The sequence below is a fragment of the Streptomyces sp. NPDC126510 genome (genome assembly GCF_040302345.1).
GTDB lineage: Bacteria > Actinomycetota > Actinomycetes > Streptomycetales > Streptomycetaceae > Streptomyces.
This window is the reverse complement of record NZ_JBEORR010000001.1, coordinates 156,742-173,167: the sequence shown is the minus strand read 5'-3', so window position 1 is coordinate 173,167 and position 16,426 is coordinate 156,742. Positions and strand designations below refer to the sequence as shown.

At 72.2% G+C, this 16,426-nt stretch carries 15 protein-coding genes; 4 read left to right on the top strand and 11 right to left on the bottom strand.

Going from position 1 to position 16,426, the window contains the following annotated elements; all coding sequences use genetic code 11:
• Positions 1-127 precede the first annotated feature (127 nt).
• Entirely contained in the window at positions 128-1,762 is a 1,635-nt protein-coding gene (locus tag ABTX60_RS00610) for an acyl-CoA dehydrogenase family protein (RefSeq protein ID WP_352094883.1), read from the bottom strand.
• Between the two features lie 110 nt (positions 1,763-1,872).
• Here ABTX60_RS00610 and ABTX60_RS00605 point away from each other — a divergent pair, with 110 nt between their 5' ends.
• The gene (locus ABTX60_RS00605; RefSeq protein WP_352094882.1) at positions 1,873-3,054 is read left to right on the top strand and encodes a YihY/virulence factor BrkB family protein; all 1,182 of its coding nucleotides are present in this window, start codon (positions 1,873-1,875) and stop codon (positions 3,052-3,054) included.
• Positions 3,055-3,078: 24 nt separating this feature from the next.
• Here the strand turns inward: ABTX60_RS00605 and ABTX60_RS00600 are convergent, their stop codons facing one another.
• Entirely contained in the window at positions 3,079-3,894 is an 816-nt protein-coding gene (locus tag ABTX60_RS00600; protein ID WP_352095128.1) for a Rossmann-fold NAD(P)-binding domain-containing protein, read from the bottom strand.
• A gap of 159 nt (positions 3,895-4,053) precedes the next feature.
• Here ABTX60_RS00600 and ABTX60_RS00595 point away from each other — a divergent pair, with 159 nt between their 5' ends.
• Both ABTX60_RS00595 and ABTX60_RS00590 read left to right on the top strand, forming a co-directional pair.
• Positions 4,054-4,989, top strand: coding sequence for an AraC family transcriptional regulator (locus tag ABTX60_RS00595; RefSeq protein WP_352094881.1), 936 nt, complete (start codon positions 4,054-4,056; stop codon positions 4,987-4,989).
• Positions 4,990-5,138: 149 nt separating this feature from the next.
• Entirely contained in the window at positions 5,139-5,822 is a 684-nt protein-coding gene (locus ABTX60_RS00590; protein ID WP_352094880.1) for a helix-turn-helix domain-containing protein, read from the top strand.
• On the opposite strand, the gene ABTX60_RS00585 is transcribed toward ABTX60_RS00590, so the two are convergent.
• A complete protein-coding gene (locus ABTX60_RS00585; protein ID WP_352094879.1) occupies positions 5,808-6,206 on the bottom strand; it encodes a VOC family protein in 399 nt (132 codons plus the stop codon). The genes ABTX60_RS00590 and ABTX60_RS00585 overlap by 15 nt on opposite strands.
• A 444-nt stretch (positions 6,207-6,650) precedes the next feature.
• Between ABTX60_RS00585 and ABTX60_RS00580 the strand changes: the two genes are divergently transcribed.
• Entirely contained in the window at positions 6,651-7,190 is a 540-nt protein-coding gene (locus ABTX60_RS00580) for a peptidoglycan-binding domain-containing protein (RefSeq protein ID WP_352094877.1), read from the top strand.
• Between the two features lie 36 nt (positions 7,191-7,226).
• On the opposite strand, the gene ABTX60_RS00575 is transcribed toward ABTX60_RS00580, so the two are convergent.
• The 8 genes from ABTX60_RS00575 to ABTX60_RS00540 form a co-directional block, all read right to left on the bottom strand.
• Positions 7,227-7,688: a helix-turn-helix domain-containing protein gene (locus tag ABTX60_RS00575; RefSeq protein ID WP_352094876.1), complete on the bottom strand. Its 462-nt coding sequence runs from the start codon at positions 7,686-7,688 to the stop codon at positions 7,227-7,229.
• A 165-nt stretch (positions 7,689-7,853) separates the two neighbouring features.
• Positions 7,854-8,279, bottom strand: a complete 426-nt coding sequence (locus ABTX60_RS00570; protein WP_352094875.1) for a RidA family protein — start codon at positions 8,277-8,279, stop codon at positions 7,854-7,856.
• 200 nt (positions 8,280-8,479) lie between these two features.
• Positions 8,480-9,523, bottom strand: a complete 1,044-nt coding sequence (locus tag ABTX60_RS00565) for a LacI family DNA-binding transcriptional regulator (RefSeq protein WP_352094874.1) — start codon at positions 9,521-9,523, stop codon at positions 8,480-8,482.
• A 185-nt stretch (positions 9,524-9,708) separates the two neighbouring features.
• A complete protein-coding gene (locus ABTX60_RS00560; protein WP_352094873.1) occupies positions 9,709-11,346 on the bottom strand; it encodes a glycoside hydrolase family 43 protein in 1,638 nt (545 codons plus the stop codon).
• Positions 11,347-11,439: 93 nt separating this feature from the next.
• Positions 11,440-12,354 carry a carbohydrate ABC transporter permease gene (locus ABTX60_RS00555; protein WP_352094872.1) on the bottom strand — a complete coding sequence of 305 codons (915 nt, stop codon included), beginning with the start codon at positions 12,352-12,354 and terminating at the stop codon, positions 11,440-11,442.
• A complete protein-coding gene (locus ABTX60_RS00550) occupies positions 12,354-13,238 on the bottom strand; it encodes a carbohydrate ABC transporter permease (protein ID WP_352094871.1) in 885 nt (294 codons plus the stop codon). The genes ABTX60_RS00555 and ABTX60_RS00550 overlap by 1 nt, the downstream gene beginning before the upstream one ends.
• A gap of 8 nt (positions 13,239-13,246) precedes the next feature.
• Positions 13,247-14,584 carry an ABC transporter substrate-binding protein gene (locus ABTX60_RS00545; protein WP_352094870.1) on the bottom strand — a complete coding sequence of 446 codons (1,338 nt, stop codon included), beginning with the start codon at positions 14,582-14,584 and terminating at the stop codon, positions 13,247-13,249.
• A 411-nt stretch (positions 14,585-14,995) separates the two neighbouring features.
• Complete coding sequence (locus ABTX60_RS00540; protein WP_352094868.1) at positions 14,996-16,084, bottom strand: LacI family DNA-binding transcriptional regulator; 1,089 nt, start codon at positions 16,082-16,084, stop codon at positions 14,996-14,998.
• Positions 16,085-16,426: the final 342 nt, after the last annotated feature.

Here is a 16,426-nt window from a genome sequence, read left to right as displayed (position 1 = left end):
CGCGCCGTCCCGAGCGGCGTTCAGCGGCTCGAACGGGCCAGTGCGGCGGGGGTGGTGCCGTGTCGGCGCAGCACCACCCTCGCTCTTCGCGGACGAGGCACCTTCCCGTACGGATCAGCGGGCCGGATCAGGACACCGGCCGGGCCCGCTCCACCACCGACGCGAGATCCAGCGTGTGCGGCAGCGTCCCGAAGGCCGCGCCCCCGTCACCGCCGAGCCGCCCCGCGCAGAACGCGTCGGCGACCTGCGGTGGCGCGAAACGGACCAGCAGCGAACCCTGGAGCACCAGCGCGAGCCGCTCCGCCAGCCGCCGCGCCCGCCCCTCCACGCCCTCCAGATCGGCGAGTTCGGTCAGCAGGTTCTTGATCGCCGCGTCCAGGCGGTGATCGGCGCCGCGCGCCTGCCCGACCTCCCGCAGATACGCGTCCAGCGCCCCCGGCTCCCGCTGCAACGCCCGCAGCACGTCCAGCGCCTGAACGTTGCCCGCGCCCTCCCAGACCGAGTTCAGCGGCGACTCGCGCACCAGCCGCGGCATTCCGGACTCCTCGACGTAGCCATTGCCGCCCAGGCACTCCGCCGCCTCCACGGCGACGGGCGGGCACCGCTTGGTCACCCAGTACTTGGCGGCCGGCACCGCGATCCGCAGCAGCGCCCGCTCCTGCTCGCCGCCGTCGTCGTAGGCGGCCGCGAGCCGCAGCGCCAGGGTCGTCGCCGCTTCCGACTCCAGCGCCAGATCGGCGAGGACGTTGCGCATCAGCGGCTTGTCGACGAGCTTCCCGCCGAACGCCTCGCGGTACGTGCAGTGGTGCACCGCCTGCGCCACGGCCTGCCGCATCAGCCCCGCCGAGCCGAGCACGCAGTCGAGCCGGGTCGCCGCGACCATCTCGATGATGGTGCGCACCCCGCGCCCCTCCTCGCCGACCCGGCGCGCCCAGGTCCCGTCGAACTCGACCTCGGCGGAGGCGTTCGACCGGTTGCCCAGCTTGTCCTTGAGCCGCTGGATCCGGAACACGTTGCGTGAGCCGTCCCGCAGCACCCGCGGCACCAGGAAGCAGGTCAGCCCGTCCGGAGCCTGCGCCAGCACCAGGAAGGCGTCGGACATGGGCGCCGAGCAGAACCACTTGTGCCCGGTCAGCTCATAGGTCCCGTCCTCGGCGAGGGGCCGTGCCGCCGTGGTGTTCGCCCGGACGTCGCTGCCGCCCTGCTTCTCCGTCATGCCCATCCCGAACAGCGCCCCGGCCTTGAGGTGGGCGGGCCGCAGCTCACGGTCGTAGACCATGGACGTCAGCCGGGGCTCCCACTCGGCGGCCAGGTCGGGGTCGGCGCGCAGGGCGGGCACCGCCGCGTGCGTCATCGACAGCGGGCAGCCGTTGCCCGCCTCGACCTGCGTCCACACCAGGAAGGCGGCGGCCCGCCGCAGATGCCCGGCCGGCCGGTCCCAGGCGGCCGTCAGACCGGCCGAGACGCCCTTGCCGAGCAGCCGGTGCCACGAGGGGTGGAACTCGACCTCGTCGACCCGATGGCCGTACCGGTCGTGCGTGAGCAGCCGCGGCGGGTTCTCGTTGGCCAGCCGCCCCCATTCCTGCACCTGGGCCGAGCCCGACGTCCGGCCGAGCGCGGCCAGCTCGCCGAGGACCTCCTCGCGCAGGTCCGGATCGGCGTGCCGGTCGACCGCCTCGGCCAGGGCCCGGTCGGCGGAGAAGACGTCGTACCCGGCCAGGGGCGGGACCTGGTTCGTCACGGTGTGGGTGCTGCCTGCCATGCTGCGAACGTACCCCGCGGTAGCACCTTGGCACCCGGTGGACCCGGACCGGTCCGCGAAGACCCGGCCTGTGGGTGAGTGGGGCCGGGCACGGCGGATACCGTTAGGGGGTGCAGCCAGCAAGTGAAACCCCCGACACGCCCACCGGGCGCCTCCACCGGGCGCGGGCCCTCTACCGGAACGTCTCCAAACGCAGGACCGCCTGGCTGTTGGTCAAGGACACCGTCAACTCCTGCGTCGAATACCGCATCCTGGGCCTCGCGGCGGAGGCCGCGTTCTTCACTCTGCTGTCGGTGCCGCCGCTGCTGCTGAGCATGATCGGACTGCTCGGTTACGTCGACGCCTGGACCGGCGCCGACACCATCCAGAGCCTCCAGACCAACCTCCTGGAGGCCTCCCGCACGGTCCTGTCCGACCAGGGCGTCCGCGAGATCGCCCAGCCGATCCTGCACGACGTGATGAAGGGTGGCCGGCCGGACGTCATCTCCATCGGCTTCCTGTTCGCGCTGTGGTCGGGCTCCCGCGCGGTGAACGTCTTCATAGACACCATCACCGTGATGTACGGCCTCGACGGCGTCCGGGGCATCGTCAAGACCCGGCTGATGGCCTTCCTGCTGTTCATCGTGGCCCTGCTCATCGGCTCGGTGGCGCTGCCGCTCATGGTGGCCGGGCCGGACGCGGTGGTGCGGATCGTGCCCTGGTCGACGACGGTCGTGCAGGTCCTGTACTGGCCGGTGGTGATCCTGCTGTCGATCGCCTTCCTGACGACGCTGTACCACGTGTCCGTCCCGGTCCGTTCCCCGTGGATCGAGGACGTGCCCGGCGCGCTGGTCGCCCTCGGCATGTGGGTGCTCGGCAGTTTCCTGCTGCGGATCTACCTGACCAGCACGGTCGAGGGCCCCACGATCTACGGCTCGCTCGCCGCGCCCGTCGCCGTGCTGCTGTGGATCGGTGTCTCCGCCTTCGCCGTGCTCGTCGGGGCCGCCGTCAACGCCGCCATCGACCGGGTCTGGCCGGCCGCCGCGACGGCCGCCGCCCGCGAGGCCAACGAGCGGCTGCGGCAGGCCCAGGTCGCCGAGTACGTCGCCCGCGCCACCGCCACGGGCGAGGCCGACCCCGACATGCCCTCCGAGTTCCCGGAACGCTGGTCCCGCTTCCTGCCCCCCGAGGACGTGTCGGCCCGCCTGCGCACCCATGTGAAGAGCACGCACGTGAAGAACGCTCACGTCAAGAACGCTCACGTCAAGAACACCCAGGTCAATGGCGAGGGGCAGCCGCCCGAGGACACCTGAGAGGACACCTGACGGGCGAGACCCTCAGGCCTTCCAGGTCCCCGCCGCGGCCTCCTCGCGCACGAAGTCGCCGAAGTCCCGGGGCGCACGGCCCAGCACCTCCCGCACCCCGTCCGAGACATGCGCGTTGCGGCCGTCGAGGAGGGTGTCGAAGATCTCCGTCATCCCCGCCACTTCCCGCGGCGGCACACCGAAACCCATCAGCGCCTCTCCGTAGTCCCGCGTCGAGACCGCCCGGTACGTCAGCGGGCGCCCCGTCGCCCCGGCGATCTCCGCGACGGCCTCCCCGAAGGTCGGCAGCCGCGCCCCGGAGAGCGTGAGAGTCCGCCCCGCGTAGCGGCCGCCGGACGTCAGCGCGGTCACCACCACGTCCGCGATGTCCCGCACGTCGAGGAACGGCTCGGCCACCTCGCCGGCCGGGAACACCAGCTCCCCGTGCTCCCGCAGCTCCGCCACCAGCGGCCCCTCACTGAAGTTCTGCGCGAACCAGGCGGCCCGCACGACCGTCCAGTCCGCCCCCGACGCGTGCAGCGCCTCCTCCGTCGGCAGTGCCTGGTCCTCGCCCCGCGCGGACAGCAGCACCAGCCGCCGCACCCCGAGCCCGACCGCCTCGCGCCCGAGCGCGCCGACCGCCTCCGCGGCGCCCGGAGCGCCGACGTCCGACGGGAGGGCGAGGTAGGCCGCGTCCGCGCCGCGCAGGGTGTCCGCCCAGGTCGAGCCGTCCCACCAGTCGAAGCCCGTCGCACGCGACGCGGCCCGCACGGTCAGCCCGGCCGCCTCCGCGGCCCGCGCCACCCGGCTCCCGGTACGCCCCGAGGCGCCCGTCACCACCACCGTCATGCCCCGCGGGTCCCGAGCGGTGTTCTCCGCCGTGTTCTCTGCCGCGTTTCCCGCCGTGTCCTGCGCCGTGTTCGTCATGCCGTCGAGTCAACTGCCGTGCGCCGCACGGAACCATCGTTGAACGGCTCGTTCCCATACGGCCGCGTCTACGCTGGCCGCATGGACGCTCTCGCAGGCCTGCTGGAAGGTCCCCGCGCGAGGGGCGCGTTCATGATCAGGGCCTGCTTCGTCCCGCCCTGGGCGGTGCGGGTGGAGGACCGGGCCCCGCTCACGGTGATGCTCGTCGTCCGCGGCGAGGCCTGGATCGTCCCCGACGGGGGCGAGAGCACACGGCTGCGGGCCGGGGACCTGGCCATCGCCCGCGGCCCGGACCCCTACACCTGCGCGGACGCGCCCGGCACGGCCCCGCAGGCGGTGATCCTGCCGCACCAGGAGTGCCGCTACCCCGACGGACAGCCCCTCAACGGTTCCATGGACCTGGGCGTCCGCACCTGGGGCGACCGGCTCGACGGGGAGACCGTGCTGCTGATCGGCACCTACCCGATGCGGGGCGAGGTCGGCGGGCGGTTGCTGGACGCCCTGCCTGCGCTGCTCACCCTCACGTCCGACGTGTGGGACTGCCCCCTCACGCCGTACCTCACCGAGGAGATCGTCCGGGACGAGCCGGGGCAGGAGGTCGTCCTGGACCGGCTGCTGGACCTGCTGGTCATCGCCGCCCTGCGGGCCTGGTTCGCCCGCCCCGAGGCGGAGGCGCCGGCCTGGTACCGGGCCCTGGCCGATCCGGTCGTCGGCGGCGTTCTGCGTCTCCTCCAGGACGACCCGGCCCACCCCTGGACCGTCGCCGCGCTCGCCGCGAAGGCCGGGGTGTCCCGCGCCGCGCTGGCCCGCCGCTTCACCGGCCTGGTGGGCGAACCCCCGATGACCTACCTGACCGGCTGGCGCCTCGCCCTCGCCGCCGACCGCCTGCGCGACTCCACCGACACCCTCGACGCCGTGGCCCGCAAGGTGGGCTACGGCAGCGCGTTCGCCCTGTCGACGGCGTTCAAGCGGGTGTACGGGGTGAATCCGGTGGAGTACCGGGGGAGGGCGGCGTAGGGCAGCGGGCCCGGTCGGCGGGCCGGTGCGGGTGGCGTCGAGTGGCTTGGGGCGCGGACCTGCTGGTGTGCCCTCGGACACCGGAGCCGGTGACATCGAGCGGACGCGGGCGCGGGCTCACCCCCGGGCCGCGGCGTAGCGTGACTCCCATGTATGTGGAGCGGGCTTCGCGGCTGCCCGGGGCGGTCGTGTGGACCAACACCCCGTCCGGGGCCGGGGCGGGCCGGGTGCTGCCCGACGGGTGCATGGATCTGCTGTGGCACGACGGGCGGCTGATGGTCGCCGGGCCCGACACCCGCGCCCACCTCCCGGGCGGTGGGACCGGCCCCTGGGCCGGAGTCCGCTTCTACCCGGGCACCGCCCCGGGGCTCCTGGGCGTGCCGGCCCACGAGCTGCGCGACCAACGGGTCGACCTCGCCGACCTGTGGCCGGCCCCGCGGGTGCGGCGTCTGGCCGGCGGTGTGAACGCCGCCGCGGACCCGGCGAGCGGCCTGGAGGAGCTGGCGTTGCGGCAGGCGGCCGGTTCCGAACCCCCTGACCCGCTGCTCCGGCAGGTTGTCGCCGCCCTCGACGCGGGCCGCCCCGTCGCCGCGACCGCCGTCGAACTCGGGCTCGGAGCACGCCAGTTGCACCGGCGCTCCCTGTCCGCCTTCGGCTACGGCCCCAAGACTCTGGCCCGCATCCTGCGGCTGCACCGGGCCCTGGCACTGGCCCGGGCCGGTGTGCCGTTCGCGGCGACGGCCGTCCGGGCCGGTTACGCCGATCAGGCCCATCTGGCCCGTGATGTGCGGGAGTTGTCGGGCCTGCCGTTGGGTGAGCTACTCGGCGGCTAGCGGGGCGAACAGGTCCACCCCGTTGCCGTCCGGGTCGAGCACGACGGCGTACCGCTGCCCCCAGAAGGCGTCCCACGGCTTGAGCTCGCCGTGGTGCCCGGAGCCGGTCAGCTCGTCGTACAGCGCGTCCACCTCCTCCGGTCCGTCGCAGCGCAGGGCGAGCGAGGCCCGGCCCCCACCCGTGGGCGGCCGCCACCCGGGCAGGAAGGACCGGACCGTCTCCTCGGTGTCCAGCATCAGTCGCAGCCCGCCGGGCAGCCCGGCCTCGGCGTGCGGCTGGTCCTCGGCGCCGTCCGGGAAGGCGAACCCGACCCGGCGGTAGAACGCGACGGAGGCGGCCATGTCGGAGACGACCAGGCCGATGGCATCGAATCGTGCAGTCATGAAGCCACCGTAGGCAGGCACAGGAGACCCGGTCTTGAAGAAAACGGACGCCTCGCTCCGGGCCCCGCGCCGAAGCCCCGGCCCTCACACCGGCCCTCACTCGGAGCCACCCGGCCCTCTACCGGAGCCCCTAGCCCTCACACCGGAACCCCAGCCCTTACCCGGAGCCCGGAGCCCGGGAATCTCGGTCGCCGCAGCAGCCTCCCCGGACGCCCCCGATCTTCCAGGTTCCCCTCCGGTCCGCCGACCCGGGCGGGCCCCCGGCGGCCCGTCCCCGGCGTGGGAAACCCGACGCCTCGTGGGTGGGCCGTCCCTGGGCGGCCCGGGGACGCCGCCGGGGCTCGCCGTGGGTGCCGCGGGACCGTGAGGCTGTGCCGTGCCAGACGAGACGAGCCGCCCCAGGGGAAACCCGCCGGGGGACGGCGGTTCGGAAAGGACAACCGCATGAGCATGCGCAAACGGGCCGTGGCGATGATGACGGCCGTGGTGCTGGGCGCCGGGGGGACCGGCATCGCCCTGGCGCCGGCGGCCCACGCCGCGCCCGCCTACTTCGGCATCGACGGCAAGGGTGCCGTGGCCAACGACTGGGAGGACGAGGAGAACCTCGGCGTCGACTTCTACTCCAGGGGCAACGCCATCGCCCTGTGGGAGACCGTCCTGTGGGCGGACGGCGCCCAGTGGGAGGACGACGAGGGCGAGTGGCAGCCCTTCCGGAAGAGCCGGATCGACGGCTCGTTCGGACCGGAGACCGAGTCGGCCACGCAGTGGTGGCAGAGCCGGCACAACCTCCCCGAGACCGACGGCACCGTCGTCAGCGAGAGCTGGGACTTCGCCCAGACCCGGCTGCAGAGCCAGCCCGGCAACATCGTCCAGTACAAGGGCCTCGTGCGGAACGTCAACTTCAAGCGCGTGGGCGGAAAGTACCAGGTGAAGCTGAAGAACGTCGGACCGTGGAAGCACGCCCACTACCGCACGCTCGGCTGAGCGACACCGTCGCCGGGGAGCGGCCGGCCGTGACGGTCACCCGCTCCCCGTCGGCAGCACCCACAACAGCCCGGCCAGCAGTACGACGATGACCGCGAACGACACCAGGGCCGCCGCCCGCCAGCGCCGGTACTCGGCACCGGCCGGCGGCACGTCCGCCGCCGGCTCCGCGGGCCCGGCCGGCACTGCCGTCCCGGCCGTCACCGACATCCCGGCCGACCCCGCCCTTCCGTGCGGCCACGCCCGGTCGGCCAGATCCCACAGCGCCAGCAGGCGTGCCTGCTCCGCCCCCGCAACGCGGCACAGCGCCTGCACCGCTCCCCGCGGCGGTTGCTTGGCCCCGCTGAGATAGCGCTGCCACGACGACTTGCTGTAAGCGGTCCGCCGGGCCAGCTCCGCGAGGCTCAGACCGGTGCGGTCCTTCAGGACCCGCAACCGTTCGACCAGGTGGCGCGCCTCCCACGGCAGTGCGTCCGGAAGCGGCCGCCAGCGTGTCATGGTCGTCCCCCCACTGCTCGCCGCCGCCCCGCCCCGGACACCGGCCTTTCCCCACCGCATCGTTCGACGCCGGGCCGTCCCGGCCAGTTCCCCCGGGTGGCGGGCGCGCGACGCGCACGAGGGGTGTGCGGCGGGCCCCCGCGCGCCCCGACGGGGGCCCGCCCCTCAGGCCGCCCCGTCCGGCCCCGCCGGCCGTACCGCGACGGCGTCGACCTCGAACAGCATCCCGGGCAGTGCCAGCGAGGCCACCCCGCTGAGCGTCTGAGCCGGGAGGCGCTCCCCGAAGCGGGTGTGCAGGGCCTTGCCCAGGATCTCCAGCTTCCCCAGGTCGTGGTCCACGATGAACGTGCCCAGCCGCACGACGTGCTCGTAGCCCAGACCGGCCCCCTCCAAGGCCGAGCGCAGCCGGTCGAAGGCCAGCTCCACCTGCGCGGCGAAGTCGCCCGGCACCGGGGTGCCGGCGGAGTCCGAGGCGTACTGGCCGCCGATGAAGACGGTTTCACCGGGCGCCGACACGGCGTGGCTGTAGCCGAAGGGCGTGGGGTCGTGGAGCGTGGCCGGGTTGGTGATGGTGCGCGGGTCGCGCGTCATGGGAGGCAGCCCCTTCGCTGAGGACGTCCGCCGCCACACCGACGGCGGACCTGGCACATTCGCCAACTCCCCGTACTCATGCGCGCATTCCCATCCGGCGCGCCGACGCCTGCCCGTCGCGCACGCGCACGACGCGCTCCCGGCGGCGCACGACGCGCTCCCGGCGGCGCACGACGCGCTCCCGGCGGCGCACGTCGTGCCTACGCGCGCGGCCCCGCCGTGCTCGCCCGTTCCACCAGCCGCGTCGACAACTCCGTGCGCGTGCTCTCCGGACGATGGCCGTCCATCATGCGCAGCAGCGATCGCAGGGCCGTGGCGGCCATCTCGGACAGCGGCTGGCGCACGGTGGTCAGGGCGGGGGAGGCCCAGCGCGCCTCGGGCAGATCGTCGAAGCCGACCACGCTGATGTCGTCCGGGACGCTCAACCCCCGTTCGGTCAGGGCCTCGTAGACGCCCAGCGCCATCCGGTCCGAGCAGACGAAGACGGCGGTCGGCGGCTCGGGCAGGTCGAGCAGTTCCAGCATGCGGCGGTGGGCGACGCTCTCGTCGAAAGCGGCGTGCCGGACGTACTCGGCGCGGTGCCGGATCCCTGCCGACGTGAGCGCCGAACGGTATCCGGCGACCCGGGCGCTGCTGCACATCGTGCGCCGGGGACCGGCGATGACGGCGACCCGCTCGTGGCCCAGGGACAGCAGGTGCTCCGTCGCCGTCAGGCCGCCCTGCCAGTTCGCCGCCCCCACCGAGACAACGCCCTCCGGCGGCTCCTGCACCGGGTCGATCATCACGAACGGGATGCGGTGCTGCTCCAGCCACGCGTACTGCGAGTCGCTCAGCTCGGCCAGGTTGAACAGCACGCCGGAAGAGCCCCGGGCGACCAGTTTGTCCAGCCAGCCGCGCTCCGGGCGGCCGACCCGGGAGCGGATCAGCGCCGCCGACACCACGACCTCCAGGCCCGCGTCGTGCGCCGCCTCCTCCACGCCATGCAGCACCGCGCCCGACCAGGAACTCTCCAGCGAGTGCACGACCAGGTCGACCAGCCGAGGCGCTTTCGCCGCGTCGAAGCGGGGTCTGCGCACGTACCCGAGCCGGTCGAGTGCCTCGGTCACGCGGCGGCGGGTCTCGGGTGCCACGTCCTCGCGGCCGTTGACCACCTTCGACGCGGTCGGCACCGACACCCCCGCCTCGCGCGCCACGACCGCCAGCGTCGGACCGGCCGTCGCGCTCGCACTCGCCGTACGGACCATCGGGAACCCACCTCTCCGGCCCGCCCGAGGGCCGTGGAAAGTTTCGACCAGCGCTGCACACGGCGGTCACGGGGTCCGGCCGGGCAGAAAGCGCTTCCTATCGTAGGTGGGGCGCAGGACGGCGGGAAGACAAGTGGATTCACTGCTTCGCGCCGGTCAAAACTTTCGAAACCCCGAACAGCGCCTCAATCGGGTGTGCAGGTCAGTCGAAACCCGGTGAAGTCCGCCGTGAACGCCGCGTCCACCAGGTCCCGGGCGTGGATCCCCGCCATCGAGCCGGTGAACCGCAGCCGGGAGCCGTGGTCGTCGGACAGCCGGCCGAAGTCCAGCGCCGGCCCGACCGCCGTGCGCACCTCGTCGCGGACGTACCAGAAACGGGCGCCGGCCCCCTCGACCGTCACTCCCAGCGTCACCGGCCCCCTGCCCACCCGCCCGTCCACCGACCCGTCCCCGCCTCCGTCAACCGGCGCGTCGACGACGGCGACCTGCCGCAGGCCGTCCTCGTCACGCTCGACGAGACTGAGCACCGTACGGCCACGGCCCCGTGTTCCGTTCCACTGCTGTCCGCGCTGCGGTTCGCCCTCCGGCTCCGCCCATGTCAGGTCCAGGGCGAGATACGCCTCGGGGTTGTACCAGAGCACCAGCCCGGCCGCCTGCGTGAAGGTCACCGGCCGTGCCTCCACGGTGACTTCGGCCTCGGCGAGGTGCTCGGTGACACGCTGGGCCAGCAGGGAGGCCGCCCACCGGGACTCCGGACCGTGCCGGCCGCGGAGCCGGACCCACCCGGGGCGGGCCGTCGTGTCGGCCCAGGACGGGTCCGGCGGCTCGCGCAGGGTGCTCCACGGCCAGGACAGGTCCGCAGGCGGTGCGGTCGGTGGCAGCGGGTGCGGTCGCGTCGGCACGTCGACCTCGGCCGCCGGATGCCAGCCGCCCTGCCGCAGCCGGGGCCAGCCCTCCGCGTCCCAGGTCACCGCCTGGATCGCGGTCTCCCGGCCGAGGGTGCAGCGGCGGCCCTGCGGGGTGTGCAGCGGACGGGCCGTCAGATGGCTGAGCAGCCAGTGCCCGTCCGCAGTCTCGACCAGCTCGCCGTGCCCGGCCTTCTGCAAGGGCACCCGCGGATCGTCCCGGGTCGTCAGCAACGGCCGTTCGTCGAGCTCGTACGGCCCCGTCAGCTCCTTGGCGCGAGCCACCCGCACCCCGTGCTCCCAGCCCGTGCCGCCCTCGGCGAGCACCAGGTAGTACCAGCCGTCGCGCCGCAGCAGTTTCGGCCCCTCGATCAACCGGTCGTGCTGGAGCAGCAGATGCGTGCGGCCGAGGGGTTCCAGCGTGTCCCGGTCCAGCTCCGTAGCGACGATCCCCGCGAACCGCTCGCCCCCGGGCCGGTGGTCGTTCTGCAGGTTCAGCAGCCACAGCCGGCCGTCCTCGTGGAACAGCGCCGGGTCGAAACCGTGGCTGGCGACCCGGCGCGGGGCGCTCCACTCGCCGCCGATGCGGGAGGCCGTCGAGATGTAGGTGTCGAGGTCGAAGTAGGGGGTGCCGACCGAGCGCACGACGGTGTACGTCACCCAGAACCGTTCCCCGTCCCAGCTCAGCGACGGGGCCCAGGCGCCGCCCGAGTCGGGCACCCCGGCCAGCGAGTCGCCGGGGACCGCCCCCCGCACGTGGCCCGCGTACTCCCAGTGGGCCAGGTCCCGGGAGCGGTGCAGCGGGATCGTCGGGAACCACTCGAAGGAACTGGTCGCCACGTAGTACCAGTCGCCGACCCGCACCAGCGACGGATCGGGGGCGAAGCCGCGGAGGACGGGGTTGTGCAGCACGGTCACGTGAGGGCTCCCGGAGCGTCGGTCGCCCTGGAGGCCGCAGGGAGTCAGGTTCACCTGCGGCCCCCAGGAGTCGGGGGGTACGGCGAAGGGGGATCACTTGAGGGCGCCGAGCGTCACACCGCTCCGCCAGTAGCGGCGCATGGCGACCATCATGATCGCCATCGGGACGATGGACAGCAGCGCGCCGGTCAGGACCAGGCCGGTCAGGTCGATGCCGGACTCCAGGCGGGTGCCGGACCAGTTGTAGAGGCCGAGGTTGAGCGTCCAGTTCTCCTTGCCGCGCAGCACGGTCAGGGGCAGGAAGAAGGCGTTCCAGGTGTTCACGAAGGCCAGCAGGAACACCGTCGCGCCGCCCGTCGTCATCATCCGCAGCACGATGCTGAAGAAGATCCGCAGCTCGCCGGCGCCGTCGATCCGGGCCGCCTCGAGCAGCTCGTAGGGAATCGTCGCCTCGGTGTACACCTTGGCCAGGTACACACTGAACGGGTTGATCAGGCAGGGGATCAGCATCGCCCACGGCGTGTCCACCATGCCGATCGCGGAGAACAGCAGATACAGCGGCAGCGTCAGCAGCGCGATCGGGATCAGGAACGAGCCCACGACGCACGCGAAGATCGCGTTACGCCCGGGGAAGTCGAAGCGGGCCAGTCCGTAACCGGTTGCGAGCGCGATCAACGTGCCGCCGAGTGAGCCGACGCCCGCGTACAGGAACGAGTTGGCCGTCCACCGCAGGAAGATCCCGTCCTGGTAGGTGAACACCTGATGCAGGTTGTCCCACAGGTGCCAGCCCGAGAACCACAGGCCGTTGCTCTGGTACAGCGCCGTGCGGTCCTTGGTCGCCGCGACGATCAGCCACCACACCGGGAACAGGCTGTAGACACTGGCCAGCACCAGCCCGACGAGGAGGAAGCGCTGGCCGCCCCGCCCGCGGGAGGCCGGGTCGGGCTCGGACAGCCGCCGCACGCCACGCACTTCCGGCCGCTCGGTCGTCCGCTCGGTCAGCGTCATCAGTCGGCCTCCTTCGAGGTGAGCCGGTAGAAGAGGAAGGAGGCGACGCCCAGGATCAGGGCCAGCAGCACCGACAGGGCGGCCGCGTAGTTGTAGTTGCCCGCATTGAACGCCTGGTTGTAGATGATCATGATCGGGGTGAAGCTGTCGCTGACCGTCTGCGGGGTGATGTTCCGGAACAGCGCCGGTTCGTTGAAGATCTGCAGCATCTGGATGATCGACAGCAGACCCGTCAGGACCAGCGCCCCGCGCACGAACGGGATCTTGATGCTGCGCGCGATCCGCAGCTCGGAGGCGCCGTCCAGCCGGGCCGCCTCGAACAGCTCCCGGGGCACGCCCTGTAGCGCCGAGTAGATGATCACCATGTTGTAGCCGATGCCGTGCCAGGTCAGCAGATTGCCGATGGACGGCCACACCATCGACGGTGCGAAGAAGTTCCAGTCGAGGCCGAGGGACCTGCCGATCGCGGTGAGCGGGCCGACGTCCGGGCTGTAGAGGTTGACCCACACGATGGCCGCGACGACGCCCGGGATCATGTACGGCACCAGCAGCACGATCCGGAACCTGCTCGCCACCCTGGACGTCAGCGCGTCCAGGAACAGCGCCAGCAGCAGGCTGATCAACAGCATCGACGGGATCTGGACACAGGCGAAGAGCACCACCCGCAGGATGGAGTTCATGAACGCCGAGTCGGTCAGCCCCTGGGTGTAGTTGTCGAGCCCGACGAACTCGGTCGTCGCACCGCCGAGGCCGAGACCGGACTGCTTCTGTGTGAACAGCGACTCGTAGACCGCGTAGCCGATCGGAAGCAGATACAGAAACAGGAAGCCGAGCTGGAAAGGCACCGTGAAGGCGGCGCCTTTCCAGCGCATGGAGCGAATCATCGAATGCCTCAGCCCTTGACGCTGATACCGCGGGACTTCAGGTCCTTCACCGTCCACTCCTGCATGTGCGCGAGCAGGTCGGTGACCTTCTCCTGCTTGTTGACGACCTTGGCCCAGCCCGCCTGGAGCTCGGTGAACATCGCCGTCCAGTTCGGCCCGAAGGTCCAGTCGGTGGTGACCGTTCCCAGGCTGTCCGTCACGACCTTCTGCGCCGGCTGGTAGTTCTTGCCGAGCAGCTTCCGCGAGATCGACTCGCCGACGTAGGAATCGCTGTCCTTCAGCGCGGGCATCACGCCGTTGCCGGTCTCCGGGCTCGCCATCGTCTTGACGGCGTCCTGGTTCGTCGACATCCACAGGGCCGCCTCGGCCGCCTGCTTCTGGTCCTTGCACTGCTTGGTCACCAGGGTCACGCTGCCGGTCAGGTTCGTGCCGGCCGGTGTCTTCGCCGCCTCGCCCTGATACGTGGGCCAGGGCGCGAGCGCCCAGTCGCCGAAGGACTTGGTGAAGTTCTGCACCATGCCGGCCATCTGCCAGGTGGAGATCTGCCGGGTCGCGGTGGCACCGCTGTCGTAACTGCGCTGCACGGCCGCGTAGTCGGCGAAGGACAGCTTGGCGTTCAGGTCGTTGTCGATGATCTCCTGGATCACCTTCGCGGCTTTCAGGGTGCCCTCGTCCTGGAAGTCCACCTTCCAGGCGTTGCCGTCGATCGCGTACCAGTGCGCCCCGGCCTGCATCGCGAGCACCTCGAGGGTGCTGGGGTCCTCACCGGCGTAGTTGGTGATCTTGATGTTGTGCTTCTTCAGGACCTTGCCGGCGGCGATGACGTCGTCCCAGGTCGCCGGAGGCTTGAGCCCGTACTTCTTGAAGATGTCCGTGCGGTAGATCGTGAACTGGGGCGCCGAGCTGGTGGGAACGCCGTAGAGCTTGCCCTGCACCTGCGCGCTCGCCCAGGCGCCGGTGTTGAACTTGTCCTTCTCGCCCTCGACGTACTGCGTGATGTCCGCGAGCGCGCCCTGCGAGACCCAGCTGGTCACGTACTCGGCGGTGTTCTGCACCAGACAGGGAGCGTTGCCGGCCTTCACCGCGTTGGTCAGCTGCTTCTGCATGGTCAGCTGGTCGGTGACCTTCGTGTACTTCAGCCGGACGTCCTTGTGCGTGGCGTTGAACGCCTTGACGACCGCCTCCTGGCCGTTGGCCCAGCCCCAGAAGGGGAGGGTGACCGGGCCGGACTTCGACGCCGCGCCGTCACCCGAGTCGGAACCGCCGCAGGCGGAGAGCAGACCTGTCAGCGCGATACCCGCGACAGCGGCGGAGGCGAACCTTCTCCGGGGGCTGGTGAAGTTCATCTGACCGTGATCCTTCGGAATAGGGCGTTCTCGGAACGAGAGGACGGCGGCGGCTCGGGGTACCGAGCGGGAACGGCGGCCGGAAAAGCGTCGGCGCGCGGTCGTGGGGGGTTCGGCCAAGCAGAAGCTGTAGTAAGCGGTTGCTGGGACGTTAGGCGGATGTAACCGCTCATAGCAAGAGGTGCGCGGCAACTTGTTACCGCGGGAGATCCGGGCGGCCTGGCCGGCACGCGGGAGGCATCTCAGGTGCGCCGGATGTATGCGCAGGTCAACGCCGTGTGGCGAGAGACGTGCCGATGCGTGGCGGGCAGGGCGCAGAGGCTCGGGACGGGTCTCCCATTCGGGGAAACCGGTTACGTAACACGATCTGCCGGGGGTGAACACGCACCGGTTTGTCCCAGGGGCCGGGCGCTACCCGCGGGGAGGGGGCGGCTGGACGGAGTTGCGGACCACGACATGGGTGCCCAGGATCAGGTGGTCGCCGTCGGCGCCCTTGCGGCGGCCCGCGCCGCCCTCACGCCGGTCGGCCACCGCCCGCAGCGCGACCCGGCCCATCTCCTCGTACGGCACGTGCACGGTCGTCAGCTGGGGTGTGAGCTGCGAGGCCAGCGGGATGTCGTCGTAGCCGACGATCGAGACGTCCTCGGGCACCCGCAGTCCCGCCGCGCGCAGGGCCTGCATGGCACCCGCTGCGACCACGTCCGTCCCGGCGAGCACCGCCGTGAAGTCCGGCGTCTCGTGCAGGGCCGCCTCGACGGCCTCGTACCCGTGGTCGTAGTCGTACCGGCCGTGCCGGACCAGCCCCGGGTCGAACGGCACCCCGTAGGCCTCGAAGGCCCGCTGGGCACCCCGCAACCGGGCCTGGGCGGTGGTCAGTTCGGCGTGCCCCGGCAGGACGAGGACGCGGCGGTGGCCGGCCGAGAGCAGGTGGCTGGCCATCGCGTAGGCGCCGCCCTCGTTGTCGTAGTCGACGGTCGTCGCCGGGACGTCGCCCTCCAGCGGGGGCCGGCCCACCAGCACCAGGTGCGAGCCGGCCGCGTCCAGGGAACGGGCGAAGCGGGCCATGCGCAGCTGGTACTCGTCGTAGTCGTAGGCACCACCGAGCAGGATCACCGCGGCGACGCCCTGCTGGCGCATGAGGTTCACCAGCGCGAGCTCCCGCTCGGGGTCGTCCCCGGTCGTGCCGACCAGGGAGAGCCAGCCGCGCAGGGTGGCGGCGCCCTCGACGCCCTTCGCCACGTGGGCGAAGGCGGCGCCGGTGATGTTGTTGATGAGGATCGCCACCGTCGGTGTGCCGCCGCCGGCGAGCGAACGGGCATGGGCGTTGGTGACGTAGTCCAGGTCCCTGACCACCTTCATCACCCGGCGGCGCAGCTCCTCCGACACCGGGTAGTTGCCGGACAGCACCCGCGAGACGCTGGCCACGGAGACGCCCGCGCGCTCCGCGACATCACGGATGGTCGCCCGGCCGGCGTCGCTCGTCGCCTTGCGCTGACTCACCCTTGCGGCTCCTTCACGGTAGTGATCCGGTCCGTCGTGGTCCGGTTGTCGCGGTCCGGCCGGTGGCGGACCGGTTCGGTGCGGCCGCTGTGCCGCGGCCGCAGGTCGGGGCCGTGGCGCCCCCGGTCCTGGTGCGCCGGGCCATGGTGCCCCGGCCGCCGTGCCTCGGCCCGCCGTTCACCGACCCACCTTGCCCGGGTCCGCCGGCCGTGGAGCCGGTTGTGACGGCCCGGTCGTCCGGTGCGGAAACCGTATCCCATCATTACTCCAGGCCGGAGAGCCCGTGGACAACCGGCGCCGTGGTCCGCCGCCGTGCTGTCCCACCCCTCCGCCGCGTCCGCC

Bases quoted from the DNA above. Each gene is read 5' to 3' on its own strand.
- ABTX60_RS00580 (WP_352094877.1), top strand. From the start codon at position 6,651: ATGAGCATGCGCAAACGGGCCGTGGCGATGATGACGGCCGTGGTGCTG.
- ABTX60_RS00555 (WP_352094872.1), bottom strand. From the start codon at position 12,354: ATGACGCTGACCGAGCGGACGACCGAGCGGCCGGAAGTGCGTGGCGTG.
- ABTX60_RS00565 (WP_352094874.1), bottom strand. From the start codon at position 9,523: ATGGTCCGTACGGCGAGTGCGAGCGCGACGGCCGGTCCGACGCTGGCG.
- ABTX60_RS00595 (WP_352094881.1), top strand. From the start codon at position 4,054: ATGGACGCTCTCGCAGGCCTGCTGGAAGGTCCCCGCGCGAGGGGCGCG.
- ABTX60_RS00570 (WP_352094875.1), bottom strand. From the start codon at position 8,279: ATGACGCGCGACCCGCGCACCATCACCAACCCGGCCACGCTCCACGAC.
- ABTX60_RS00585 (WP_352094879.1), bottom strand. From the start codon at position 6,206: ATGACTGCACGATTCGATGCCATCGGCCTGGTCGTCTCCGACATGGCC.
- ABTX60_RS00590 (WP_352094880.1), top strand. From the start codon at position 5,139: ATGTATGTGGAGCGGGCTTCGCGGCTGCCCGGGGCGGTCGTGTGGACC.
- ABTX60_RS00610 (WP_352094883.1), bottom strand. From the start codon at position 1,762: ATGGCAGGCAGCACCCACACCGTGACGAACCAGGTCCCGCCCCTGGCC.
- ABTX60_RS00600 (WP_352095128.1), bottom strand. From the start codon at position 3,894: ATGACGGTGGTGGTGACGGGCGCCTCGGGGCGTACCGGGAGCCGGGTG.
- ABTX60_RS00575 (WP_352094876.1), bottom strand. From the start codon at position 7,688: ATGACACGCTGGCGGCCGCTTCCGGACGCACTGCCGTGGGAGGCGCGC.
- ABTX60_RS00550 (WP_352094871.1), bottom strand. From the start codon at position 13,238: ATGATTCGCTCCATGCGCTGGAAAGGCGCCGCCTTCACGGTGCCTTTC.
- ABTX60_RS00545 (WP_352094870.1), bottom strand. From the start codon at position 14,584: ATGAACTTCACCAGCCCCCGGAGAAGGTTCGCCTCCGCCGCTGTCGCG.